A 23,703-nucleotide genomic window follows, 5' to 3' on the forward strand; every position below is an offset into this window, starting at 1 on the left:
GCAGCCAGGAGGTGGGTGGAGCATGGATAGACGCCGGGGTGGACGCTCTCAATCTCGATTCGACCATCGACCTGAGCGGGAAGAAGCCCTGGTCTCGGCGAGCGAGGCTGCGGCGCTGCTCGGGGTGAAGCGCACGACGCTGTACACGTACGTCAGCCGCGGCTGGGTGAGGTGCGTGCCGGTGCGGGGGACGAAGGAGAATCGCTACGCGCGCGCGGACCTGGAGCGGCTGAAGGCACGCCATGACGCCAGGGCGGGACACGCGGCGGTGGCGGCGGGGGCGCTGCGGTGGGGAGAGCCGGTCATCGACTCCGCCGTGTCGCGCGTGGAGGCGCGGGGGCTGGCGTACCGGGGACGCCAGCCCGCGGTGGCGCTGGCCACCGAGGGCCGGTCCTTCGAGGACGTGGCGGAGCTGCTGTGGTCGGGCGTTTTGCCGGAGCCCCGGGGAACGGCGTGGCGCGCGCCGCGCATGCCCTTCGCCCCCTCCGCGCTGGCGGCGCTGCTGCCCCGAGGGACACCACCGGCGGAGGTGCTGTCGACGCTGGTGTCGCTCCTGGGCGCACGGGATGCGCTGCGCGTCGCGGCGCCGCCTGAACAAGAGCTGGCGCGGGCCCGGGGGCTGCTGCGGCACCTGGCGGCGTGGGTGTGCGTGGCGCGAGCCCCCGGACGGGTGACGCGCGCGCTCCAGGAGAAGACGGTGGCGGACTCCCTGGCACGCGCGTGGGCCGCCAGGTCGCCCCGCGCGCCCGCGTTGCTGAACCAGGCGCTGGTGCTCTGCGCGGACCACGAGCTGAACGTGTCGACGTTCGCGGCGAGGGTGACGGCCTCCTCTGGCGCGGACCTGTACGCGTGCATTGGCGCCGCGATGGCGGCGCTCTCAGGACCGAAGCACGGCGGCGCGTGCGACCGCGTGGAGGCGCTCCTCGCGGAGGTCCAAAGGCCCGCGCGGGCGAAGGAGGTGGTCGCCGCGTATCTGCGCCAGGGCGGGTCCGTGCCGGGCTTCGGACACCGGCTGTATCCCGGAGGGGATCCACGCACGCCCCCGCTCATCCAGGCCGCGCGGGAAGTCCGCCCGGAGGCGCCGGGGGTGCGCGTGGCGCAAGCGGTGGTGGAGGTGATGCGTGAGGCGGGACATCCAGCGCCTTCGATGGAGGTCGGGCTGGTGATGCTCGCGGAGGCGTTGGGCTTGCCGAAGGGCGCCGCGTCCACGGTGTTCGCGGTGGGGCGCTCGGCGGGCTGGGTGGCGCACGTGCTGGAGCAGCGAGAGCAGGGCCATCTGCTGCGTCCCAGGGCCCGCTACGTCGGCCCCCCTGCTTCGGACGCTGCGACAGCGGATTGAATTCGCGGCTGGGGGATTCAGGGTGGACGTGACGCTGTTGGTGGACCCCATGCGCCTCGTCAACCTTAGGAGCCAACGAATGAAGAAGACCGCCCTGCTGACCTGCCTGCTCGGACTGCTGGGAGCCGCCCTGCCGGCCAGCGCGGCCGAACTCAAGGATGTGTTCGGCAAGGAAGTCCCCATCGGGCAGGGCCGCCCGACCCTGGTGCTTTACGCCAACAAGGGCACCCGGGACGAGCTGCGCCAGCGCGCCTACCAGTTCATCTATGACGTGCGCGCCCAGCGCCCCATCGTCGTCGTCCACGTGGACCTGCGCGACGTTCCGGGCCTCTTCAAGGGCATGGCTCGCGGGGAGATCCGCAAGGGCCACGACGAATCGCTCAACGCCATGAAGGACCTGTTCCGTGAGAAGGGCGAGGCCCCGCCTCCGGAGCTGGACTCGTCCCTCTACATGGTGGCGGACTCCAAGGGGGAACCCCACGAGTCCATGGGACTCAAGAAGGGGTTCGACCGCGTCTTCGCCCAGGTGCTCGACAACTCCGGGCAGGAGGTCGCACGGGGCCCCTTGTCGGACGGCACCCGGAGGTTCAGCCAGGCCCTGACGGCGCCCACCGCCACCGGGGTCGCGTCCCGACTCCCCGTCGCGTCGCGGGTCCGCTGACGTCACGGGACGTGCAGCCTCGCGGTGATGGCATTCGCGGTGCGGGGTCGAAGCGATGACGCCCCCTGCCCATGAACCGCCTGGCGTCACCGGGCTCCAAGGCGCGAGGGTGAAAGGCCTCAGGCTATCCTGACGCCTCCTCGCTCCCACCTGGAGTCCCAGCCCCATGCACACCGAATCCCCGCGTGCTTCCCGCATCTCGAAGACCGCGACGCTCCTCCGCGCTCCGGTGCTGCTTGCCGTGGGCATGATGACGATGGGCAGCGGCATGGGAAATCCGGGCTGTGGCGGCGGAAGCAGCGGCGAACCCGCACCCTCGGTCTGTGAGAGCGGCTGCGCGATTGAAGGCAGCTACACGCTCCAGTTCGCGGACACCTCGCCCCCTGGTGGGGGCTGCGAGGCATTGGGCTTGAAGCTGCCCACGGGGCCGCTCGTGCTGACGTACGCGGACACGCGGGTCGGAACGACGCTGGGCGGCGCCGACCTGTCGGGCTTCTATTACGGCGAGCCCGGACTGGAGCTCCACCTCTCCGGAACCCAGGAGCTCACCGCGACGACCTGGTCCTCCACCAGCATCCAGGCCACCGTGCTGGCACCCGCGCCCCAGACGGCCACCGCCCCCTCCACGCTCCAGGGCACCTACGAGCTCCAGACCGCCACCACCGAGGCGAGCAGTCCGGGCTGCTTCATCCGCCGAAATTTCACGGCGACACGGTAGCGATTCTTCCGGTGTTGGACCCGGGTCCAACACCGTGTGCGGTAGCGTCGCGGCCATGCGAACCCACCCCTTGGCCGCCCTGCTGCTCCTGCTGCTGAGTCCCCCCGTCTGGGCCACGGTGCCCGCTGGCTTCACGGAGACGAACTACTCATCCAGCAGCCTGACGCCGGCCACCGGCATGGCGTGGGCGCCGGATGGTTCGGGGCGCCTGTTCGTCACGCTCAAGAACGGCGTGGTGCGCACCGTGGCCATGAAGGATGGCGCCCTGGAGACACAGCCGGGCAACACCACGCTGGTGACCCGGCTGTTCGCGACGGAGCCGGCCGTCCACACCAACAGCGAGTGTGGCCTCATCGGCATCGCGTTCGACCCGAACTACGTGGTCAACCGCTACGTCTACTTCTTCGTCACCGTCTCCGCGACCGAGCAGCGCATCGTCCGGTACACGGACGCCAACGGCACGGGCACGGCGCGCACGGAGGTCGTCACCCAGCTGCCCACCGCGGGCAACAACCACGACGGCGGCGGGATCGGCTTCGGGGCGGACGGAAAGCTCTACTGGTCCATTGGCGACCTGGGCAACGGCACGGGCGTGAACGCCGACCTGACGTCGCTGGCGGCCAAGGTGAGCCGCGCCAACCTGGACGGCACGCCTGTCAATGACAACCCCTTCAACGACGGCGTGGGCCCCAACAACGAGTACATCTGGGCGCGCGGCTTCCGCAACCCGTTCACCTTCACGTTCCATCCCCGCACCGGCAGGCTGTGGGTCAACAGCGTGGGCACGGGCTACGAGCAGGTCTTCGCCGTGAACAGGGGCGAACACGCGGGCTACAACGCCTACGAGAACAACCAGCCCGCCAACTTCATCACGCCCCTCATCAAGTACCGCACCAACGGCGTGGACACGCGCAACCTCACCGCCACGGGCGCGGTGCGCAGCGGCGGCGTCACCACCTTCACCACCACGGGGGCGCACGGCTTCCGCAAGGGTGAGCGGATCAACATCAGCGGCGTGGGGGAGCCCAGCTTCAACGGCGGCCTCTACGTCGCCAGCGCCGCGGGCGCGCCCACCACCACCACCTTCACCGTGGCCCAGCCGGGCCTGCCGGACGCGAGCAGCGGCGGAGGCACCGCGACGACCCAGGCGCTGGGGGGCTCCATCACCGGCGGCACCTTCTACGACGCCACCCTCTTCCCACCGGAGTACCGCGGCAACTACTTCTTCGGTGACTACAACTCCGGGCAGGTGACGCGCGCCACGCTGGCGGCGGATGACTCGGTGGCGACGGTGGATGCGTGGGGGACGGCCTTCTCCGCGAACGTGGACATGGCGGTGGGGCCGGACGGAGCGCTCTATTCGCTCGGGTACACCAACGGCGTCATCCGCCGGGTGACTCCCACGGCGACCGGGCAGAAGCTGGTCGTGTCCGGGCTCCACCTGCGGGTGATGGAGGGAGGCCGCGCGGCCTTCTTCGTGCGGCTGGCCCAGGCGCCCACCGGCCCCGTGACGGTGCGGGTGGCTCGCGCGATGGGCGGCTCCGAGGACCTGAGCGTCGCCAGCGGCGCCACCCTCACCTTCTCTCAGTCGAGCTGGAGCGTGCCCCAGGTCGTCACGATCGAGGCGGCGGAGGACGCGGACGCCGAAGCGGACGTCGCCACCTTCACGGTGTCGGCGGACGGGCTGGCGGATGAGGCCGTGGAGGTCACCACCATCGACAACAACGCCCCCCGGCTGGTGCTGTCCACCACCCGCGTCTCCGTGCCCGAGGGCGGCACCGCGACCTTCGACGTGTCCCTGTCCCAGCGGCCCAGCTCCAACGTCACCGTCACCGTGGCGCGCACCCAGGGCGACGAGGACATCACCGTGGAGTCCGGCGCCACGCTCAGCTTCACGACGTCCAACTGGAGCACGCCGAAGACCGTCACGCTGCGCGCCGCGCAGGACGCGGACAACGTGGACGGCGTCGCCATCCTCACCCTCGCCATCCCCGGGCTGGACGCGCGCTCCGTGGAGGCCACGGAGGTGGACGACGACCCGCTCGCGCCTGTCATCTCCTCCACGCCCGTCACCACCGCCGTCGCGGGCGCCCCCTATCGCTACGACGTGGAGGCGGTGGGCCGGCCGGCGCCCACCTACTCGCTGACGGGCACCGTGCCGCGGGGGATGGGCATCGACGCGGCCACCGGGCTCATCACCTGGACCCCCACCGCGGCGGGCACCGTGGACGTGCGCGTGCGGGTGACCAACGGCGTGAATCCAGACGCGGAGCAGACCTTCACCCTCACCACGAAGGCGGACGAAGCGCCGCAGGCGATCCTCACGCGGCCCACCTCGGGCGAGCGCGTGTCGGGCAGCACGGCGGAGTTCTTCGGCGACTGCGTGGACGACGTGGGCTGCACGCGCGCCGAGTTCTACGTGGACGGCACGCTGGAATACACGGACATCCGGTCGGACAACCACTTCCACTTCGGCGGAGAGCACGGCCGCTGGGACACCACCGGCCTCTCGCCGGGCCCGCACGCCCTGCGGTTCGTCGTGGTGGACACGGCCGGAGTCCCTTCTGAAGCGCGGGTGACGGTGTGCGTTGGCGACGGCAGCTGCGAACCGGCTCAGCCGGACGGCGGCAGTGACGGCGGCACCGACGGCGGCACGACCCCGCCTCCGCCCGACGACTCTGGCTGCGGCTGCGGCGCGGCCCCGGTGGCACCGCTCGCATGGCTGGCGCTCGTGGCGCTGGCGGCCCGGCGACGTCGTCCGCGCGCGGGTTGATTCGCGGCCGTGAAATGAACCGGGAGTGCCTCCGTCGCTGGACGCCCTCCCGGATGTCACAATCCCTCGCGCCGTTCGAGCCTCGGCGGCCGGCTCAGCCCAGGGTCGTGACCAGGTTCAGCGGCCCGGCGGGGACGCCGATGTCGTGGCCCGCGGGGTCGTCCGAGGGCGTCTGCCAGGCATTGGCCTCCGTCACTCGGACGCCATTGGCCTCGTTCGTGATGGACATCTTGCCGTTGTGGCCCGCGGGGCTGATCTGGCTGGTGTCGTAGCCGCTCCAACCCGTGCCGGCGTTCGCGAACGTCGCCTCGCCCCAGGTCTGACCGGAGTTGGCGCCGGCGTTCGCCGAGCCGTCCTTCGACACGCTCCACGCCACGCTGCTGTTGGTGTCGAACGCCACCAGCTGCGACTGGCCGGGCTGGAGCGTGAACGTCTTCGGCGTGCTCTTGTCGAAGTTCTGCCCGTCGTTCGGGCCCCCGTTCTCGCCCGTCTTGTTCCAGAGCGTGACGGTCTGCGGCTCGCTCGTGTTGTTGGTGAAGGTGTTCGTGTACTTGAACTGGCTCTTCTGGCCCGGGTCGATGAGCTGCATGTTGCTGTTGTAGGGCGTGCCCACGTTGTTGCGGGCCAGCCAGGGCTCGCTCGGGTTCACCTGCTCGGTGGACCCGGCGGAGGGCGGGCCGAAGCCCGGGCCCGCGTCACTGTCGTAGGTGGGGTGTGCCGCGTCGCTCGCGCCGCTGGCCGCGCTGGAAGCAGGAGCGGAGCTCTGCGCCTTGGGCGCGCCGAAGAACGAGTCGGCCTCCGGGCTCGCCGGGGCCGCGCCACCCGAGGCGCTCCCCACGCTGGGCGTCGCGTCCTGCGTCTCACCGCCCAGGTCGGCGGCCGGACCTCCCGGCGTCTGCGTCCCCAGGGACTTCAGCAACTGCACGAGCTCGCCCAGCTGCTCCACCACCTGAGACATCGTCTTCTCGAAGCCGCCGGAAGCGCCGCCCAGCGCGCTGGGCCCCGACTCGAAGGAGTCGGTCATCAGCTTCCGCCGCACGTCGTTCTGGGGCTGCGCCGCCGGAATGCTCGCCACGTCCTGGACCGGCGTCGAGACCGGCTTGATGCGGGAGGTGTTCGAGAGGGGGCTGGAGAAGGACGAGCGGTTGAAGGACGCGATGGACATTTCAGACTCCGGGAGGCCGAGGAGTGGGGGCGGGACAGGGAAGAGAACCGGGGCCGCCGATGTGCTGCACGCCTGGACCTAGGCAGGGCGCGTGCCAGCGCCCCGAGCCCGCCGCGGCGACCGTCCGGGCACGTCACCACCTTGAAAATCAGGCACTTGGGTCGCCACGCCGGTCACTCGGCGCGACGTGGCGCGATGACGGCATTCACCACCTGATGACTCGGGTCACCAGGGCGCGCATGCGCCCCGAACGTGAGCCGCCCGGGCCGGACGGGGCCGCCCTGCGCCCATGAGCTTGGCCTGGCCCGCGCCACGAGCGGCTTCCCGAGCACGCCCCTGAAGTGGCGCGCCAGAACGCGGAGGGGGCCCGGGCCATCAACCCCATCGCGGGCCGCCCCCCACCCGCGTCGAGGACTTCACCCGCGAGGCAGTACCCGACACCGCCCGGACGCGGAGGGTGGATGCACATGAGAGGGATTGCCTCGCGCGCCGCCGTTGCCCACGAAGCAACACGCTGTAGCCGGTGAAACAACACACATCCGCATTGTCACGCATGGATTGAAACAGCGATGGTTCAGGTGAGGCCCCACCCACCTGGAGACGGATTCCATGCGCGCTTCGCTCCGACGCCCTGCCCTGCTGTTGTTGCTGACTGCCTTCGCCCTGCCAGGGTGCTCGTCGGAGTCCAACCCGGCGCCCGACGACACGCCGGACTCGGGCGTGGTGGACACCGGATGTCCCACGCCCACGGGCGCGACCGTCACGCACCAGGGCACCATCTCCGCGCCGGAGACCTGGAGCGCCAACAGCCCCCACGCCGTCTCGTCGCTGAACGTGAACGCCGCCGTGACCGTGGAGCCTTGCACCCTCGTGAGCCTGGGCAGCTCGGCCAGCATCCAGGTGAACAGCGGGGGTGCGTTCATCACCCAGGGCACGCAGGCGCGGCCGGTGCGCCTCCAGGCCGCAGACTCCAGCCGGCCGTGGGGCCAGCTGCTGGTCGCCGAGGGCAGCACCGTGCGCCTGTCGTGGACGACGTTGTCGGGAGGTGGAGACCCGTCCTCCGCGGACGCCACCGTGCGCGTGCGCGCGGGCGCGGACCTCCCCGGTGCCCGGCCCCTGTTCGTGGATCACGTCACCATCGAGGACTCGGCCGGCCCCGGCGTCGTCATCAACGGCACCGCCGGGTTCGCGGACGGCTCCAACGCGCTGACCATCACCCGCTCGGGGAGCGAGTCGAAGCCCCAGCCGCTGCGCATCAACCCCAACGCGCTGGGCACGCTGCCCTCGGGCACCTACACGGGCAACCGCGAGGACGCCATCCTCGTGGGCCCCGGCATCGCATCCGCCACCCTCTCCTATCTGGGCGGCAACGCGACGGTGCGCGACCTCGGGGTGCCGTACCACGTGACGGACCTCACCGTGGGCAACCACGACCTGGGCGCGACCTTGACCCTGGAAGCCGGCGCCGAGCTGCGCTTCGATCCCGGCAGCCGGCTGCTCGTCTATGACGGGAAGAGCGCGCTCATCGCCGCCGGCACGCAGGCCCGGCCGGTGGTCTTCACCTCCGCGAAGGCCGCGCCGGCCGCCGGGGACTGGGCCGGACTGCGCTTCGATGGCACGAACCCCGCCAACCGGCTGGAGAACATCCGCGTGCGCTACGCGGGCGGCCCCTGCCTGTGCTCCAGCTACGGCTGCAACTACCTGCCGCCCTCGTTCGACGTGAGCTCCGCCATCCTCCTCTTCAAGGAGCCCGCCACGGCGTTCATCACCGGGGCCTCCATCGAGGACAGCGCGGGCCACGGCATCCTGCGCGGCTGGGACGGCTCGGCCGCCGTGGACTTCCTGGCGACGAACACCTTCGCGCGCATCGCCGAGTGCACGCAGACGCTGCCCCGCGACGCCTCGGGCCGTTGCCCCAGCGACCCACCCTGCCCTCGCGCGCCGTGAGGCGGCGCATCCCGGAGTGACCTCCGGCCCCCGCTACGGGACGAGGCGCTTGTAGAAGAGGACCGTGGGGTGCAGCTCGCCGTCGGTGTGCCGGGCCCAGTCCGGAATCTCCCCGGCGCGCTGCCACTGGAAGTGCCGGTAGATGGCCTCCGCCCGCGAACCCGCCAACGTGTCGAGCACCAGGAGCGTGCGACCCGCGCTCCTCGCGAACGCCTCCACCTCGTGCAGCAGCCGCGACGCGAGCCCCTGTCCCCGGGCACTCGAGTGCACGAGCAGCTTCTGGAGCTCCGCGCGGTGCAGCCCGTTCGGGCGCAGGCTCGGCGCCAGCTGCACGGTGCCGACGATGCGCCCGTCCAGCTCCGCGACCCAGAGCACCAGCCCCGGCCCCAGCGACGCGAAGATGCCTTGCCAGTACTCCGCCGCGGCCTCCAGCGAGAGCGGCGGCAGGAAGCCCACCGACGCGCCCCCCTCCACCGAGTCGATGAGCAGCCGGGCCAGCGCGTGCCGCTCCTCGGGGGTCGCCTGTTCCAGTCTCCGGATGGAAATCATTTCGAGCCCGAAGCCTCCTTCACGGGCCGCGCGGCGGGAGTCGTCCGGGCGCCGGTGAAGCGCAGGACCTCGTCCAGCAGGAGGCGGCGCCCCCGCTCCGGACGCTCCAGGTGGACGAAGTGCGTCGCGCCCGGGAGCACCACGGCCTTCACACTGGCCGCGTGGACCAGGTGCTCCTGGAGGCGGGTGACGTCCTCGGGCCGGCTCCAGAAGTCGTTCTCCGCGCGGAGGATGAGCACGCGCCCGGAGATGGAGGCCGCGTCCCAGAGCTGCCGCCCCGTGGCCAGATAGAAGCTGTCCTCCAGCGCGCCGGAGGGCGCACGGAAGGCGGCCGGCGTGCGCGAGAGCCCCAGGGGGTCGCTCGCGAGCGCCTCCCGCTGGAACGCCGCGGCCACCTCTGGATCGCGCGCCTTCGCCTTGTCTTCTTCCGGCGGCAGCGTCTGGTCCCAGACGGCCATCAGCGAGGCCCCCGTGTTCCAGCGGTAGGCGCCCAGGCCCTCCGCGTTGAACAGCCCCGGCCGCTTCGGATCCTCGAAGTCAGTGCCCCGCCCGAGCCTCGGATGCACCGCGCTCCCCGCGTACAGCGCGTTGAGCATCACGAGGTGGCTCACGTTGTCCGGGTGGAGGCTCGCGTACATCCCCGCCCAGTGCCCACCAGTGGCCCACCCCAGCAGCCCGACGCGGCGCTGCCCCGTGCGCGCCTTCACCCAGCCCACCACCGCGTTCACGTCCTGCACGACCTCGTGCGACCCCACCAGGGGCCGGCCCTTCGCGGGCGTGCTCATGGCCAGCGGCCGGGTGGAGCCGCCATAGCCCCGTGCGTCCATGATGTAGACGGCGTGCCCCGCGCGCGCGAGCTCCTCCGCGAGCGAACCGCCCTCGACGGGCAGGTCGAAGGAGGCCCGTCCTGGGACGCGCGCGCCGTGCAGGAGGATGAGGGGCGCGAGCCCCGACACCTGCATCCCGGTGTCCTTCACCTCGCGCACGGACACCTCGATGCCCTCTTCCGACGGCACCAGGAACTCCGCCCGCGTCACCTCCGCCCATGCGCCGCCCCCGAGCAGCGCGCTCAGCAGCAGCAGCGTCCGGACGGCGCTCGCGCCCTCGCGATGGATGTGCACCTCGACCTCCTCCTTGGAAACGCCCGCGTCCGATCCTGCCAGGAGCCGGGCGCTGACACACCTTCCATCCGGCGGCGCCAGCCCCGTCCACGGCAATGATTGCCATCCATGCAAGGCCTGCAGTCCGCGAGCGCCGGGGACCAGCAAGTCTTGCCGTCCTCGCGCGCGGCCCCCAGGGAGGAGGGGCTGGCACCTTCGTTGCTCTAGCGACGGGACGCTCCCCGATGGCGATAGGCCCGGAGCAGGACCCAGCGGGCCATGACGCAGCGCTGGCGTTGCATCCCACGAATGAACGGAGAAGTGACATGCGGATGGTTCGATTCACCCGGAAGCTGTTCCTGGCGGTGCCCCTGGGCCTCTTCGCGGTGGGGTGTGGTGGCGATCCGATGATGGACGCGGGCACCGGCACCGGCGAGGACCCGACCCCGTCGGCCGCGGAGGACACGTCGCTCGCGTCGAGCGAGCAGGCCATCGGACTGGGAGGGACCTACTGGTGGGGCACCACCAGCAACGGCTTCACCTCCACGTCCATCGGGACCGCCACGGGCCGGACCTGCTTCCTCTCCGGCATCCAGGGCAACCTGAAGCCGGCCACCGCTGGCAGCTGGTCCAGCGCGGGCGTGTTCCTGTACGGCGGGGGCTGGGAGATGTTCGTCAGCCACAACAACAGCAAGGCGCTGAGCACGGGCATCCAGTGCCTCAGCACCGCCACCAACCGGACGCCGGAAGTCTCCTGGTACCAGGGTCAGGCGGCGAAGCTCCTGGGCGCGGTCACCTCGCAGCGCCGCTGCTTCCTCACCCAGGTGGAGGCCGCGGGCGGCCTCACGGCCAACGCAGACTATGTCCGCGTCTGGAATGACGGCCTCAACTGGTACCTGGGTGGCACCATGGCCGCGGCCGGTGGCGGCACGGCGGTGTGCGTGGACGTGGCCACGGATCAGGGCGGCTGGCTGTGGATCGCCGGCAACCCGGGCGGCTTCACGGCGAACCTGGCCTACAACCCCGGCGGCGTGGCCTGTCTGCTGTCTGGCATCGGCGGCAACTTCAGCACCAGCGACTTCAGCGACGGCGTGTCCATCGACTACAACAGCGGCACCCGCTACTGGGAGATGACGGTCACCAACGGCAAGCGCGGCTGGGGCAACTGCGTCAATTAGTCCGCGTCACGTGAAGCACGGAAGGCCGGGCGCCCGCGGAGGGCGGCCCGGCCTTCTTCCTGGACCGTGGAGAGTGTTCGCTCATGAGGGGCACGAGGACTCCTCGCTCGAAAGGGATGGCGGAGGTCCACCGCGTGTGGTGTCACCCTGCCCCGGGGCGGAAGGCTCCGCCCGACACCCGGACACGGAGGTCCGCCAGGACATGCAAGACGTCGACATCAAGACCGCGGATGGAGTGATGGACGCGAAGCTGTTCCAGCCAGAGGGCGCGGGGCCCTGGCCGGCGGTCATCATGCTGGCGGATGCCTTTGGCATCCGGCCCGCCTTCGAGTCCATGGCGCGGCGCCTGTCGAAGGCGGGGTACGTCGTGCTCTTGCCCAACGTCTTCTACCGGGACGGGCACACGTCGAAGCTCGACCTCGACGGCTCCTTCGCGGATGAGACGTTCCGCAAGCGCATCTACGGGCTGATTGGCGCGCTGACGCCGGAGCGGCAGAAGCTGGATGCTGGAGCGGAGCTGGACTTCCTCTCCCGCCAGCCCTTCGTGAAGGGCCCGAAGGCAGGCGTCGCGGGCTACTGCTTCAGCGGTGGCATCGCGGTGCGCATGGCCGCGGACTTCCCGGAGCGCATCGGCGCGGCGGCGTCCTCGCACGGGGGGCGCCTGGCCACGGAGTCGCCGGACAGCCCCCACCGGAGGGTGGGAGAGGTGAAGGGCGAGCTGTACTTCGGCCACGCCGACAAGGACGACTCGATGCCCGCCCAGGCCATCCAGACCCTGGAGGCCGCGCTGAAGGACGCGGGCGTCAAGCATGTGTCGGAGCTGTACCCCGGCGCGCGCCACGGCTACTCCGTGGAGGGTTCGGCCGCTTTCAACGCGGAGGCCGCGGAGACGCACTGGCGCAGGTTGCAGGAGCTGTTCGGCCGGACGCTGCGCGCCTGAGCACGGCGCGGGCTTCCACTTCCAGGCATCGCCGTGGGGGGAGTTCAGGCTAGAAGTCCCCCCATGCGGCAGCGGTTGCGCTCCATCTTCGGCGGCTCGGTCGGCAACCTCATCGAGTGGTACGACTTCTACGTCTATTCGGCGTTCTCGCTGTACTTCGCCCAGGCGTTCTTTCCGGACGCGGATCCCGTCGTGCGGCAGCTCAACACCGCAGGCGTCTTCGCGCTCGGCTTCCTCATCCGCCCCGTGGGCGGGTGGGTGATGGGGCTCTACGCGGACCAGCGCGGCCGCCGGTCCGCGCTGACGCTGTCCGTCTCGCTGATGTGCCTGGGGTCGCTGGTCATCGCCGTGTGTCCCACCTACGCGCGCATCGGGGTCCTGGCGCCCGCCGTGTTGATGCTCGCGCGGCTGCTCCAGGGGCTCTCCCTGGGCGGGGAGTACGGCACCAGCGCCACCTATCTCAGCGAGGTGGCCACCTCCCGGCACCGGGGCTTCTACAGCTCCTTCCAGTACGTCACGCTCATCCTGGGACAGCTGCTGGCGACGCTGACGCTGCTGGTGTTGCAGCGGCTGGTGCTGACGGGCCCGCAGCTGGAGGCCTGGGGCTGGCGCATCCCGTTTGGCATTGGCGCGGGGCTGGCCATCTTCGGCTTCTACATGCGGCGCGACATGGTGGAGACGGAGGCCTTCACCCGCGAGGCCGCGAAGGCGTCACGGCACCACCCCATGCGCGAGCTCTTGCGCCACCCCAAGGAGATCGCCGTCGTGGTGGGCCTCACGCTGGGCGGGACCCTGGCCTTCTACACATACACCGTCTACATGCAGAAGTTCCTGGTGAACTCGGTGGGGCTGACGCGCGACGAGGCCACGCTCATCTCCGCCAGCTCCCTGTTCCTCTACATGCTGTTGCAGCCGGCGTTCGGGGCGCTCTCCGACAAGGTCGGACGCAGGCCCGTGCTGATGGGGTTCGGCATGATGGGCACGCTGTGCACCGTGCCGCTGCTCACCGCGCTGACGCGGACGCGGGACGCCTTCACCGCCTTCCTGCTGGTGCTCGCGGCCCTGGTCATCCTCTCCGGCTACACGTCCATCAACGCGGTGGTGAAGGCGGAGCTGTTCCCCGCGCGCATCCGCGCCCTGGGCGTGGGGCTGCCCTACGCGCTGACCGTGTCGCTCTTCGGCGGCACCGCGGAGTACGTGGGCACGCGCCTGAAGCTGGCCGGGCACGAGGAATGGTTCTTCTGGTACGTGACGGGCGGCATCTTCTGCTCGCTGCTCGTCTACGCGCTCATGCCGGACACGCAGCGTCACAGCCGCATCGACGAGACGCAAGCGGCCTGAAAACTAGTTGCGCGAACGGGCGTCGCCGGCGGGCCATTTCCGGGATGTGTTAGACGCGCCCGCGCCATGACCTCTCCGTTGCTGACACTCCCGCTGTTGCTCTGCCTGGGCCAGGTCTCCGAGCCCACCTCCACCAACTCCGCACTCCAGGCGCGGCTGTCCTTCTTCGCCAGCGACCAGGATGTCGACACCGAGGGCTCCACCACGTCGTTCCATGCGGCGCTGGAGGGCCATACGCCAGAGCTCGCGTCGGGCCTGCGCGCGGAGGCGGCGCTGTCGCTCTTCCTCTCCAACGGCGGCAACAGCCAGACGTTCGGGCTGGTGGACAATGGCAGCACCCTGAGCCTGCGCTACCGGCCTTCCAACTGGGAGTCCCAGGAGGGCGTCGTCCTCGCGGTCCATCCGCTCAGCACGACCCGGCTGTACATGGGCTTCACCTACCCGGTGACCTGGGAGCGGAAGGCCTTCTCCAACCGCGCCAGCACCGAGTCCGCGCTGGAGCTGCGCCTGTCACGCCGGCGGTGGGAGGCCTTCGCGGCGCTCAAGTCCGCGGAGGTGCTCGACAGCCTGCGGCTGGAGACCTCCCGCCGCTACGCCCTGCTCGCGGGAGGCTTCGTGGACGTCACCCCCGAGCTGCGGCTGGCATTGAAGGGCACCGTGCTGAACCGGGGTCAGGTTCCCGGCGTGGGAACCCTGGGCATCGAGATGCACGTTCCCGTGCGCGGCGCCTCGCTGGGGGGGGCGTGGCACCACGGCGTGCCCGTCGGGAACAACGTCGACCTGGCGCTCTACACGGGCGACCCGACCTTCTTCGAGCGGTTCTTCGTCCCGGAGACCTACCCGGGCGGCTTCGGCGCGTCGGTGTCGCTGGAGGGGAGCCTCGTGTCGCAGGGGCTCCAGGACCCCGAAGCATCCACGTTCCAGCCCAAGACCCAGACCTCGACAGCGGGGGCGCTGGAGGGACGGGTGAAGCAGGGCTTCTGGCGGGCACACGCGCTGGTCTACCTCCGGACGCCCGGCTTCATCCAGGCGGACGTCCCCGGCATCCCTCCCTTCCAGGCGTTCAGGAGCAGCGCGGACACCCAGCCGGAGGTGTCAGGCACGCTGAGCAGCGACTACCACATTCAGGACTGGGGGCTGACGCCCGGGCTGCTGCTGCGGTTCACCCGCCCCGCCTCGTTCCGCCAGTCGGTGCTCGGAGTGCCGGCGCCCGACTGGACCACGGTGCTCCTGGGGCCCAACCAGCTCTCCATCCTGCCCGAGGGCGTGGAGCCCAAGACGGCGGTGACCGTGAAAGCCACCGCCCGCTGGGACCTGGGCGCGGTGGCGGGAGTCCTCGCGGAGGCGTCGTTCACCCATGATCCGAACCGGGCGACCTTCGAGAATGACGAGACGGGCGTGTCCAGGCCCGTCCTGCGACCCGCCAACGCGGTGGGCTTCAGCGTTCTGCTCCAGGCCCGCTTCTGACGCCCGGAGTCAGGACGGGGGCATTGGCGTCTCCCAGGCGCCGGGTGCGAGGATGCCGCCCTGCCCACCATGAGCACCGCCCCCACTCCTACCATCTCCGGGGACGTCCGTCCCGAAAGCTCCCCCACCGCCAGCGCGCCGCCCACCGTCCTTCCCGCCGCGCGGCGGATGGCCCACGCCGCTGCATGGCTCATGCTGGTGGGCCTGCTCACGGGGGGCTACGTGTCCGCCGCGATGACGGGCAAGGTGCCCGCGGATCCAGGGATGGCGCTCGCGGCGCACCTGAACGCGCTGATGGGCACCTTCTTCCTCCTGGGCGTCGCGTGGACACTGCCCATGCTGCGCTACGGCGCCGTGGGGCAGCAGTGGCTGGCCTGGGCGGTCATCGTCGCCAACTACGCCAACTGGGCCATCACCTGCGTGAAGGCCTGGCTGCGCGTGTCGGGCGTGGACCTCATCGGACAGGCCACCAATGACGCCGTGTTCATCGCGCTCACCGTCGCCGTGGTGCTGCCCGCGCTCGGGGCCGCTGGCGCCTGGGTGTATGGCTTTCGCGGGGGCGGCGGGCCCTCCTCCGACGGTCGGCATCCTCTTCCATGAAGTACCGGATGCCGTCTTGATACTCGGATGATTCATCGCTTTCGGGAACGCTTCCAGCGTCACCGCGACGGCATGCGGCGGCGGCTTCTTTCCGTGGGACCGGGTCCCGCGGTCTCATCCTGTCGAGGATTCGAGACGCTCGAGGAGCCTCCGCCCTCAACAACCGGACCCGCAGGACGCTTGGACGGAAGACACCTTTCGAGGTGCTGAGCACGCATCGACGTTCACTTCAACCAAGAGGCGTTGCGACGATCGATTGAATCCGCCGGTGCTCCCTTGGTCCGTGTGGTGCAAGCGACTCTCAACCGAGCATCGACGGCGCAGCGACATGGCCAGCGCCTTGAGCGACAGCTGACTGTCGTTCACCTCGATGCGCGCCCAGCCCACGACGAAGCGCGAAGAGAGGTCGATGCTGGCCGCCAGGAAGAGTCTGCCTCCGGGGATGGTCCACTCCGTGGTGTCTCCCACTCCGCGTTCATTCGGGCGGTGCGCCGTGAAGCGGCTGTCGACCCGCTTGCCTGCCACTGGCTGCTGGTGAGAGCTCATCGCCCGTCCTCCATCGGCTTTCGTATTGAAGGCGCGGTCACCACGGCGGTAAGACCCACAGGCGATCAGGCTTCTGAACGCTGAGCAGAGGGATACGCTCCACACGAGCGGATCCTGAAACTCGGTGGCGGCTTGACGCGTGAACGTCTGTCCGGCGAGCCATGATGGTGATTTCTGGTTTTGATCCCGCGGCTGTGCCCAACGCGGTGGGGCTGTTCCTGTTCGAATGCGAATGCCCGCTCACCGCGTATCAGCGCAGCGAGCTCCTGCGCGAGATGCGGGAGCGCGGCTGGGTCCGAGCCTCCGCCTGGGGGTTGACTCGCGCGATCGACGAACGCCGGCGCTGGTTCGGCACCGGCGGTTGGCTGCCTCATCTCGACGTGGATCACGAGCTGCGCACGCGAGACCTCCGAGCGCTCCTCGAGCGGCACCGCATCGCGCGCGCGTGGTTCGTGCAAACGACCACGGTGTACCCCGCACCGCGAACGGTCGACCCGCTACCGGAGCCCATCGAGGCCGTCGAGCCGCTGGGACTCGTCGACGATGAAGCGCATGTGCACGTCGTGGTGATCACCGAACGCAAGTGGTTCACCTACGGTCCCGGCGCGAAGCTCCGGATCGAACGGCGTCGCCGGATCACGCTGGGCGAGTACGAGGACGAAGGCGACGTCGTATTCGAGAGCAACGTGCGTCCGGAGAGCGGCTATCGGTACTTTCTTCGGGACGGGGTGCTGGTTCGCCAGCGCTTGCGTGTGGTCGATGACGACGACGACGACGAGGTTGACGACTCCAGCTCCGACGTCCCTCCCCTCGACCCATCAACGCCGAGTCCAACGCCTCCCGCGTGTCCGTTCGAACTCTCGGGGTATCGCGAGCTCGTGGAGCGGCTCCCGTACGAGATGGAAACGAACGGCGAACTCGCCGTCGAAATCCGTTTCGCATCGGCGCCCGATGAGGAACAGCTCGAGATCGTCAACGCGTTCTTCGATCTCTGGGCCGCGCAGTATCCGCCGGGGCGTAGAGGACCGCCTTGGCGTGATGCGGACATCTCATGCAAGGGCCGGATCGTGCGCTTCTGTCTCGACCGCTTCGCGCCGCCAGCGGGACGTGCGGACGAGCACGTGGATCGCCTGTTGGCCATCATGACTCACTTGCACGAGCATCTTCCGATCGCGACAGTCAGCATCTGACGAACGGAGCGGAAGCCACCCTGGACGCCTCATGCACACGGACTGCCCTGTGAGCGTCCCCCGCTTCCGTTGGACAGGTTGACCACGCCGCCTGCTCCGCGCGTCAGCCGTGCGCTCGGACTCGGTGGGGCTGACGTGGCCGAGTGAGGAGTGACGGCGTCCGCGGTCGCGGCGCTCCGCCTCAACCGCCGGGTGCACGAGGCTAGAAAGCCGTGCGGGTGAGCTTGAAGTCGGCGTTCGCCCACGCCTCGTCGAAGCGCTCGCGCGCGGAGGCGGCATCGGCGGTCCGGCCCTGCCCCTCCAACGCGCGGGTGAGGCCGAACAGCGCCCAGCCGTTGCCGGGGTTGCGGCGCAGGTCCTCCCGGTAGACGGACTCCGCAGCCTTCCACTGCTTCGCGTCCAGCAGCGCGGCGCCCTGGAAGTGGCGCACGGGATAAAACCAGTCGCTGGGCTCCGAATAGGCCAGCTGGTCGGAGGCGCGCACCGCGTCTTCCCAGAGCGTGAGCGCATCGGATTTCCCCTGGCGCTCGGCGATGGAGGCGTCAAGCACCCGGGCCGCCACGTCCAGCACGTCCTTGGCGGAGTTGTTGCCGGCGGTCAGCGTGTCGGGCACGTCCGCGGCCAGCGCCACCAGCTTCGCGTGCTCCGCTCGGGCCTCCTTGATGTGGCCGCGGGCGGCGAGCGCCAGCCCGTGCGCATGAAGCCACAGCCCCATGAGCACGGGGTACTTCGGATCCGGCTTGGGTTCGGCGAGCAGCGCGTCGTAGCGCCCGAAGCGCACCATCGCGAGCAACGGCTCGGCGGCGAAGAAGTCCATGCCGGGCATCGCATCCACCATCCCGGGCTTCATCACGCCCGCCGCCTCGCGCGCCGCCCGGATGGACTCCTCGGAGCGGCCTTCCATGGAGGCCGAATACGCGAGGAAGCCCCAGTTGTGGGCCAGATACATGGGGTAGTAACCGGTCGGGTTCACCCGGCGCAGATAGGCCTCATCCACCTGGATGGCGCGGCGGTTGCTCTCCGAGGCCTCCTCGTACTTCCCCAGCCGCTGGTAGATGTGCGCGGGCATGTGGACGAGGTGACCAGCCCCCGGCATCAAGTCGGGCAGCCGGCGCGCGGACGGCAGCGCCCGCTCGGGATGGTCCGAAGCCTCCATCACATGGATGTAATAGTGATTGGCGCCGGGATGGTCGGGGACGCGCGCAAGCACCGCCTCCAGCCGGGAGACGATCTCCTCCGTGCCCGGCTCCGGCCTGGCCTGGAGCGACCAGAGCTTCCACGGATTCAAATCCATCAGGGACTCGACGAAGAGCACCTGCACGTCCTGGTCATCCGGGAAGCGCCGGGCCACGTCCCGCATGGCGTTGGCATAGGCCCGACTGAAGGGCTTCATCTCCTCCGGCGTGCGCGGCTCGGGCCCGCCATAGCGCCGGGACAGCGCGCCAATGAGCGCCTGCTCCGTCGGAGTCCCCTCGGAAGCGAGCGCCTTCGCCCGCTGCAAGGCCTCCCAGGCGGTCGCGGCCCGGTCCGGGAGCATGGGCATGTTGTAGTTGGGCCCCTGCACCAGGGCCACGCCCCAGAAACACATCGCGCAGGACGGGTCCAGCTGGGCCGCCCGCGCGAACGAGCGCGCGGCCTCGTCGTGGTTGAAGGCATAGGTGAGCCGCATGCCCTGGTCGAAGAACGCCTGCGCGTCCTGCGACTTCGTCGTCACCGTCCACTGGAACTTGCCAAGGTCGTCGAAGAGGCTGGCCCCCTCGGCGAGCGAGGCCACGCGCGGCGGCACGGAGGCATCGTCCTGCGTCCCCTGCGCGGGGGTGGCGACGACCGGCGGGCTGGCGGCATGGGCCCGGACGTACGGCCCCTGCGCCAGCAACACGGGAATGAGGATGAGCAGAACTTGCGCGCGCACGATGTTCCCCCGGGCACGCCGGCCCGGCCGCGCGTCGGTTCACGCGACACCCGGACGTCCCAGGCAACGGTGGGGGGTGCGCACGCTCCTGGCAATCCACCCGGGCAGGGTGTCCCTCCAATCGATGACACCCTCGCCCGGTGCCTGCCCGGTCCCGGGGGACCGCTGGCGCGACGGGCTCACTTCTCCAGGTCGTCGAGGATCTTCCCCATGGGCGAGGGCGTGCCCATGAACTTCTGGAACCGGCTGCGGTCGTCCGAACCCAGGTCGTAGTTCTCCAGGTTCTGGTCGTTCTTGTTCCCGTTGGGCCGGAAGCCCGAGTAGTCCTCGCGGGCCGGCAGGCCGTGCTCGGCGCGGATGCCGTTCTCCGTGGGCGCCCAGTTCTTCGGCGTGTGCGGCGTGGGACGCAGGCCCACGGTCTCGAACTCCTCCGTCAGGCGCAGGCGGGTCTCCACGGTGTCCTTCATCGCGGCCGAGTGCTCCGGGTAGCGCTTGAAGACCTCCGCGTCGCTGTGCTTGCTCGCCGCCAGGGGGCTCACCTGCAAGCCATTGGACGCGCGCCACGCGTGGACCGACTCGTGGCCCAGGCTGTTGAAGCGCTGGCCGGGGTCCTTCTCGTTGTAGTTGATGCGGCTGGCCTGGCCCGCGCTGGGCTGGCCGTCGTAGCGGTACGCCGGGCGCAGCGACTGGAGGGTGCCGTCGTGGCGCGGCGCGTGCGACATGGGCATGGAGGCATCCCGCCCGGAGTAGATGTCCGCCACCGTCAGCGGCTTCTGCGCGGTGCCCGTCGCGCCGGGGTTCACGTGCTGCGTGCGGCCGTTGAGCTCCGTCATCATCCGGTTGCCCACCGGCTTGTCCATCAGCCGGTGCGTGGAGGTGCGCGCATCCGACGTGAAGTCCGCGAAGTCCGCGCCCGACTGCTTGCTGTCACGGCGGGTCCGGACGCCCGACAGATCCGGGTGCACGACGCCGTAGTCCGCCGGCTTCAGGTTGTTCTTGCCGCTCTGCAGCTCCGCCGGCGAGGGCGGCTTCGGCTTCGAGGCCGTCTCCGGCTTCACCGTCTTCGGCGTCTCCGTCTTCGGCGCCACGGTCTTCGGCGTCTCCATCTTGGGGGGCGCGCTGCTGCTGCGCGAGCGCGAGCCGGAGGAGAGCGACGGGGTGGAGAAGGAGGAGGAGCGGAGCTTCATGGCGGAACCTCGGGAGCGGAACGCGTGGATGAACCACCCCTAGAGCAACCGCCGTGCCGCCCCCGGAGCGCGCCCGTCCTGACAGCCCCCGCCGTGATTTCAACGGGTTGCCAGGGCCTCCGAGGCTCGCGAGGAGCCGCGCCCTGATGACTGCCGTCGGGGGCCTGATGACACCAGACACCAGGGGCTCATGGCTGGCCCGAAGGCCGCGCGGGCGATATTCGGGGTCACGATGAGCCAAGCACGCGCCGCGCGCCTCACCCTCGACGACTTCCTCCCCTACCGGCTGTCGGTCGCCGACAACGTCGTCAGCCAGCGCATCGCCCGCGTGTACGCGGCCGAGGACGGACTGAGCACGCAGGAGTGGCGGCTCATCGCGGTGCTCGGCGAGGACGGCGAGCGCTCGCAGCTGGAGCTCGTCCGGCGCACGCGGATGGAGAAGGTCCCGGTGAGCCGCGCCGCGCGCTCCCTGGAGGAGCGCGGGCTGGTGCGGCGCGCCACGAGCAAGAGCGACGCCCGCTCGCGCCGCCTGACGCTGACCGCCGCGGGCCGCCGCCTCTACGCGCGGGTGGCCCCCGCGGCGCTCCAGGCGGAGGCGGAGGTGCTCGCGGAGCTCAAGCCCGCCGAGCGCGCGGTGCTCCGCGCCCTCCTGGAGCGCGTCGAGCGCGCCGCCATCCGCGCCCTCCAGCAGGCCCCCTGAGCCTTGCCCATCTGGTTTCATCTGTTACTATTTACGGTGCCATGGAAACCGTTCGCCAACTGACAGGCTTTGGGAATGAGCACGCCTCGGAGGCCCTCGCCGGTGCGCTCCCGGTGGGCCAGAACACGCCACAGCGCGTCGCGTTCGGCCTCTACGCCGAACAGCTCTCCGGCACGGCCTTCACCGCGCCGCGCGGGGTGAACCGGCGCACCTGGCTCTACCGGCTGCGGCCGAGCGCGGGCCACCCGGCGTACCGGCAGGTGGAGTCCCGCCTCTTGCGCAGCGGCCCGTTCCGCGAAGTGCCCCCGTCGCCCAACCGGCTGCGCTGGAACCCGATGCCGCTGCCCACCGCGCCGACGACGTTCCTGGAAGGCCTCTTCACCCTGGGCGGCAACGGCTCCCCGGCCGAGGGCGCGGGCGCGGCGGTGCACCTCTACGCGGCGAACGCGTCCATGACGGACACCGCGTTCTTCAACGCCGACGGCGAGCTGCTCATCGTCCCGCAGTCCGGGGCGCTGCGCATCGTCACGGAGCTGGGCGTGCTGGACGTCCCGCCGGGCCACGTCGCGCTCATCCCTCGCGGGATGCGCATGCGGGTGGAGCTGCCGGGTGGCCCCGCGCGCGGCTACATCTGCGAGAACTATGGCTCTGCGTTCCGGCTGCCGGAGCTGGGCCCCATCGGGTCCAACGGCCTGGCGAACCCTCGCGACTTCGTGGCCCCGGTGGCGGCGTACGAGGACGTGGAGCGGCCCACGCGCATGGTGCAGAAGTTCCAGGGGAACCTCTGGGAGACGACGCTCGACCATTCGCCGTTCGACGTCGTCGCGTGGCACGGCACGCACGTGCCGTACACGTACGACCTGGCGCGCTTCAACACCCTCAACACGGTGAGCTTCGACCACCCGGATCCGTCCATCTTCACGGTGCTGACGTCGCCCAGCGACACGCCGGGGACGGCCAACTGCGACTTCGTCATCTTCCCGCCCCGGTGGATGGTGGCGGAGCACACGTTCCGGCCGCCCTGGTTCCACCGCAACGTGATGAGCGAGCTGATGGGGCTGGTGCACGGCGTCTATGACGCGAAGGCGGACGCGTTCGTGCCGGGAGGCGCGTCGCTCCACAACTGCATGAGCGCCCACGGCCCCGACCGGAAGACCTACGAGGCGGCGGTCGCCGCGGACCTGTCGCCCCGGAAGATCGACAACACACTGGCCTTCATGTTCGAGACCCGCTGGGTCATCTCCCCGACGCGCGCCGCGATGGAGAGCCCCGCGCTGCAAGCCGACTACGACGCGTGCTGGGCGGACCTGCCCAAGGCCCGGCTGCCGTGAAGCTCGCCTCCCTCAACGTGGGACGGGATGGCCGTCTCGTCGTCGTGTCGAAGGACCTCTCCCGGCAGTCGGACGCCTCCGCCGTCGTCCCGACCCTCCAGGCCGCGCTCGACGACTGGGAGCGGCACGCGCCGGCCCTCCGCGCGCTGTCGGAGCGGCTGGAGCAAGGCGCGCTCCCGGGCGCCCCGTTCGAGCCCGAGCGCTGCGCCGCGCCCCTGCCCCGCGCCTATCAGTGGGCGGACGGCTCCGCCTACGTGAACCACGTGGAGCTGGTGCGCCGCGCGCGCAACGCGGAGCTGCCCGCGTCCTTCTGGACCGACCCGCTGATGTACCAGGGGGGCTCCGACGGCTTCCTCGGCCCTCGCCAGCCCATTCCGCTCGCCGACGAGGCGTGGGGCTGCGACATGGAGGGCGAGGTCGTGGTGGTGACGCGCGACGTGCCGCTGGGGGCCTCTCGCGAGCAGGGCCTGGATGCCGTGGTGCTGGTGGGGCTGGTGAACGACGTGTCGCTGCGCCACCTGATTCCGGGCGAGCTGGCGAAGGGCTTCGGGTTCTTCCAGTCCAAGCCCGCATCGGCGTTCTCCCCGGTGTTCGTCACGCCGGATGAGCTGGGCCCCGCGTGGCGGGAGGGCAAGCTGCACCGGAGGCTGGAGGTGTTCCTGGACGGCCAGCCGTTCGGCCGCGCGGACGCGGGCGTCGACATGACGTTCGACTTCGGCACGCTGGTCGCGCACGCGGCGAAGACGCGCTCGCTGTGCGCGGGGACCCTCGTGGGCTCGGGCACGGTGTCGAACCGGGGCCCCGACGGCGGGCCGGGCAAGGCCGTGAGCGCCGGGGGCGCGGGCTATTCGTGCATCGCGGAGCTGCGCATGGTGGAGACGCTCCAGGACGGCGCGCCCCGGACGCCGTTCCTCAAGCGGGGCGACCGGGTGCGCATCGAGATGCGCGATGAGGCCGGCAGCATCTTCGGCGCCATCGACCAGGTGGTCGGCGGGTAGCACCATGGACGGGGGCCCTTCGTCAGGCCCCCTTGTCCCGTGCGTCCAGCGCGCCGCAGGA

General features: G+C 70.6%; 20 protein-coding genes. 14 read left to right on the forward strand and 6 right to left on the reverse strand.

Going from position 1 to position 23,703, the window contains the following annotated elements; genetic code table 11:
* Positions 1 to 22 precede the first annotated feature (22 nt).
* The 4 genes from FOF48_RS07570 (at position 23) to FOF48_RS07585 (ending at position 5,491) form a co-directional block, all read left to right on the forward strand.
* Positions 23 to 1,339, forward strand: a complete 1,317-nt coding sequence (locus tag FOF48_RS07570) for a citrate synthase family protein (RefSeq protein ID WP_143899494.1) — start codon at positions 23 to 25, stop codon at positions 1,337 to 1,339.
* 79 nt (positions 1,340 to 1,418) lie between these two features.
* Entirely contained in the window at positions 1,419 to 2,000 is a 582-nt protein-coding gene (locus tag FOF48_RS07575; RefSeq protein WP_143899495.1) for a hypothetical protein, read from the forward strand.
* Between the two features lie 166 nt (positions 2,001 to 2,166).
* A complete protein-coding gene (locus FOF48_RS07580; protein WP_143899496.1) occupies positions 2,167 to 2,718 on the forward strand; it encodes a hypothetical protein in 552 nt (183 codons plus the stop codon).
* A gap of 55 nt (positions 2,719 to 2,773) precedes the next feature.
* Entirely contained in the window at positions 2,774 to 5,491 is a 2,718-nt protein-coding gene (locus tag FOF48_RS07585) for a PQQ-dependent sugar dehydrogenase (protein WP_143899497.1), read from the forward strand.
* 94 nt (positions 5,492 to 5,585) lie between these two features.
* Here FOF48_RS07585 and FOF48_RS07590 read toward each other — a convergent pair whose 3' ends face one another.
* Positions 5,586 to 6,656, reverse strand: coding sequence for a hypothetical protein (locus FOF48_RS07590; protein ID WP_143899498.1), 1,071 nt, complete (start codon positions 6,654 to 6,656; stop codon positions 5,586 to 5,588).
* 609 nt (positions 6,657 to 7,265) lie between these two features.
* Between FOF48_RS07590 and FOF48_RS07595 the strand changes: the two genes are divergently transcribed.
* Positions 7,266 to 8,603 (forward strand): hypothetical protein, encoded by a 1,338-nt coding sequence (locus FOF48_RS07595; RefSeq protein ID WP_143899499.1) that lies wholly within the window; start codon positions 7,266 to 7,268, stop codon positions 8,601 to 8,603.
* 33 nt (positions 8,604 to 8,636) lie between these two features.
* On the opposite strand, the gene FOF48_RS07600 is transcribed toward FOF48_RS07595, so the two are convergent.
* A complete protein-coding gene (locus FOF48_RS07600) occupies positions 8,637 to 9,152 on the reverse strand; it encodes a GNAT family N-acetyltransferase (protein WP_143899500.1) in 516 nt (171 codons plus the stop codon).
* The gene (locus tag FOF48_RS07605; RefSeq protein ID WP_186001822.1) at positions 9,149 to 10,273 is read right to left on the reverse strand and encodes an alpha/beta fold hydrolase; all 1,125 of its coding nucleotides are present in this window, start codon (positions 10,271 to 10,273) and stop codon (positions 9,149 to 9,151) included. The genes FOF48_RS07600 and FOF48_RS07605 overlap by 4 nt, the downstream gene beginning before the upstream one ends.
* Positions 10,274 to 10,578: 305 nt before the next feature.
* Between FOF48_RS07605 and FOF48_RS07610 the strand changes: the two genes are divergently transcribed.
* From FOF48_RS07610 to FOF48_RS07630, 5 genes are all read left to right on the forward strand, one after another.
* A complete protein-coding gene (locus FOF48_RS07610; RefSeq protein WP_255441993.1) occupies positions 10,579 to 11,430 on the forward strand; it encodes a hypothetical protein in 852 nt (283 codons plus the stop codon).
* 202 nt (positions 11,431 to 11,632) lie between these two features.
* The gene (locus tag FOF48_RS07615) at positions 11,633 to 12,370 is read left to right on the forward strand and encodes a dienelactone hydrolase family protein (RefSeq protein ID WP_143899501.1); all 738 of its coding nucleotides are present in this window, start codon (positions 11,633 to 11,635) and stop codon (positions 12,368 to 12,370) included.
* A 63-nt stretch (positions 12,371 to 12,433) separates the two neighbouring features.
* Entirely contained in the window at positions 12,434 to 13,711 is a 1,278-nt protein-coding gene (locus tag FOF48_RS07620; RefSeq protein WP_143899502.1) for an MFS transporter, read from the forward strand.
* 66 nt (positions 13,712 to 13,777) lie between these two features.
* Positions 13,778 to 15,178, forward strand: coding sequence for a hypothetical protein (locus tag FOF48_RS36380; protein ID WP_186001823.1), 1,401 nt, complete (start codon positions 13,778 to 13,780; stop codon positions 15,176 to 15,178).
* 69 nt (positions 15,179 to 15,247) lie between these two features.
* Complete coding sequence (locus tag FOF48_RS07630; RefSeq protein ID WP_255441996.1) at positions 15,248 to 15,778, forward strand: hypothetical protein; 531 nt, start codon at positions 15,248 to 15,250, stop codon at positions 15,776 to 15,778.
* A 156-nt stretch (positions 15,779 to 15,934) separates the two neighbouring features.
* Here the strand turns inward: FOF48_RS07630 and FOF48_RS07635 are convergent, their stop codons facing one another.
* Entirely contained in the window at positions 15,935 to 16,324 is a 390-nt protein-coding gene (locus FOF48_RS07635; RefSeq protein ID WP_143899503.1) for a DDE-type integrase/transposase/recombinase, read from the reverse strand.
* A 161-nt stretch (positions 16,325 to 16,485) separates the two neighbouring features.
* Between FOF48_RS07635 and FOF48_RS07640 the strand changes: the two genes are divergently transcribed.
* Positions 16,486 to 17,514, forward strand: a complete 1,029-nt coding sequence (locus FOF48_RS07640) for a hypothetical protein (RefSeq protein WP_143899504.1) — start codon at positions 16,486 to 16,488, stop codon at positions 17,512 to 17,514.
* Positions 17,515 to 17,716: 202 nt separating this feature from the next.
* Here FOF48_RS07640 and FOF48_RS07645 read toward each other — a convergent pair whose 3' ends face one another.
* Both FOF48_RS07645 and FOF48_RS07650 read right to left on the reverse strand, forming a co-directional pair.
* Positions 17,717 to 19,426, reverse strand: a complete 1,710-nt coding sequence (locus FOF48_RS07645) for a hypothetical protein (protein ID WP_143899505.1) — start codon at positions 19,424 to 19,426, stop codon at positions 17,717 to 17,719.
* 179 nt (positions 19,427 to 19,605) lie between these two features.
* Positions 19,606 to 20,613, reverse strand: coding sequence for a M91 family zinc metallopeptidase (locus FOF48_RS07650; RefSeq protein WP_143899506.1), 1,008 nt, complete (start codon positions 20,611 to 20,613; stop codon positions 19,606 to 19,608).
* Between the two features lie 232 nt (positions 20,614 to 20,845).
* Between FOF48_RS07650 and FOF48_RS07655 the strand changes: the two genes are divergently transcribed.
* Genes FOF48_RS07655 through FOF48_RS07665 form a run of 3 tightly spaced genes read left to right on the forward strand, consistent with a single transcriptional unit; the run spans position 20,846 to position 23,642 of the window.
* Positions 20,846 to 21,313 (forward strand): MarR family winged helix-turn-helix transcriptional regulator, encoded by a 468-nt coding sequence (locus FOF48_RS07655; protein ID WP_143899507.1) that lies wholly within the window; start codon positions 20,846 to 20,848, stop codon positions 21,311 to 21,313.
* A gap of 41 nt (positions 21,314 to 21,354) precedes the next feature.
* A complete protein-coding gene (hmgA, locus tag FOF48_RS07660) occupies positions 21,355 to 22,644 on the forward strand; it encodes a homogentisate 1,2-dioxygenase (protein ID WP_143899508.1) in 1,290 nt (429 codons plus the stop codon).
* Complete coding sequence (locus FOF48_RS07665) at positions 22,641 to 23,642, forward strand: fumarylacetoacetate hydrolase family protein (RefSeq protein WP_143899509.1); 1,002 nt, start codon at positions 22,641 to 22,643, stop codon at positions 23,640 to 23,642. The genes hmgA and FOF48_RS07665 overlap by 4 nt, the downstream gene beginning before the upstream one ends.
* Positions 23,643 to 23,703 lie beyond the last annotated feature (61 nt).

The organism is Corallococcus sp. Z5C101001, assembly GCF_007352635.1.
GTDB classification, from domain to species: Bacteria; Myxococcota; Myxococcia; order Myxococcales; family Myxococcaceae; genus Corallococcus; species Corallococcus silvisoli.

Bases quoted from the DNA above. Each gene is read 5' to 3' on its own strand.
- FOF48_RS07570 (WP_143899494.1), top strand. From the start codon at position 23: ATGGATAGACGCCGGGGTGGACGCTCTCAATCTCGATTCGACCATCGA.
- FOF48_RS07575 (WP_143899495.1), top strand. From the start codon at position 1,419: ATGAAGAAGACCGCCCTGCTGACCTGCCTGCTCGGACTGCTGGGAGCC.
- FOF48_RS07580 (WP_143899496.1), top strand. From the start codon at position 2,167: ATGCACACCGAATCCCCGCGTGCTTCCCGCATCTCGAAGACCGCGACG.
- FOF48_RS07585 (WP_143899497.1), top strand. From the start codon at position 2,774: ATGCGAACCCACCCCTTGGCCGCCCTGCTGCTCCTGCTGCTGAGTCCC.
- FOF48_RS07590 (WP_143899498.1), bottom strand. From the start codon at position 6,656: ATGTCCATCGCGTCCTTCAACCGCTCGTCCTTCTCCAGCCCCCTCTCG.
- FOF48_RS07595 (WP_143899499.1), top strand. From the start codon at position 7,266: ATGCGCGCTTCGCTCCGACGCCCTGCCCTGCTGTTGTTGCTGACTGCC.
- FOF48_RS07600 (WP_143899500.1), bottom strand. From the start codon at position 9,152: ATGATTTCCATCCGGAGACTGGAACAGGCGACCCCCGAGGAGCGGCAC.
- FOF48_RS07610 (WP_255441993.1), top strand. From the start codon at position 10,579: ATGCGGATGGTTCGATTCACCCGGAAGCTGTTCCTGGCGGTGCCCCTG.
- FOF48_RS07615 (WP_143899501.1), top strand. From the start codon at position 11,633: ATGCAAGACGTCGACATCAAGACCGCGGATGGAGTGATGGACGCGAAG.
- FOF48_RS07620 (WP_143899502.1), top strand. From the start codon at position 12,434: ATGCGGCAGCGGTTGCGCTCCATCTTCGGCGGCTCGGTCGGCAACCTC.
- FOF48_RS36380 (WP_186001823.1), top strand. From the start codon at position 13,778: ATGACCTCTCCGTTGCTGACACTCCCGCTGTTGCTCTGCCTGGGCCAG.
- FOF48_RS07630 (WP_255441996.1), top strand. From the start codon at position 15,248: ATGAGCACCGCCCCCACTCCTACCATCTCCGGGGACGTCCGTCCCGAA.
- FOF48_RS07635 (WP_143899503.1), bottom strand. From the start codon at position 16,324: ATGAGCTCTCACCAGCAGCCAGTGGCAGGCAAGCGGGTCGACAGCCGC.
- FOF48_RS07640 (WP_143899504.1), top strand. From the start codon at position 16,486: ATGATGGTGATTTCTGGTTTTGATCCCGCGGCTGTGCCCAACGCGGTG.
- FOF48_RS07650 (WP_143899506.1), bottom strand. From the start codon at position 20,613: ATGAAGCTCCGCTCCTCCTCCTTCTCCACCCCGTCGCTCTCCTCCGGC.
- FOF48_RS07655 (WP_143899507.1), top strand. From the start codon at position 20,846: ATGAGCCAAGCACGCGCCGCGCGCCTCACCCTCGACGACTTCCTCCCC.
- hmgA (WP_143899508.1), top strand. From the start codon at position 21,355: ATGGAAACCGTTCGCCAACTGACAGGCTTTGGGAATGAGCACGCCTCG.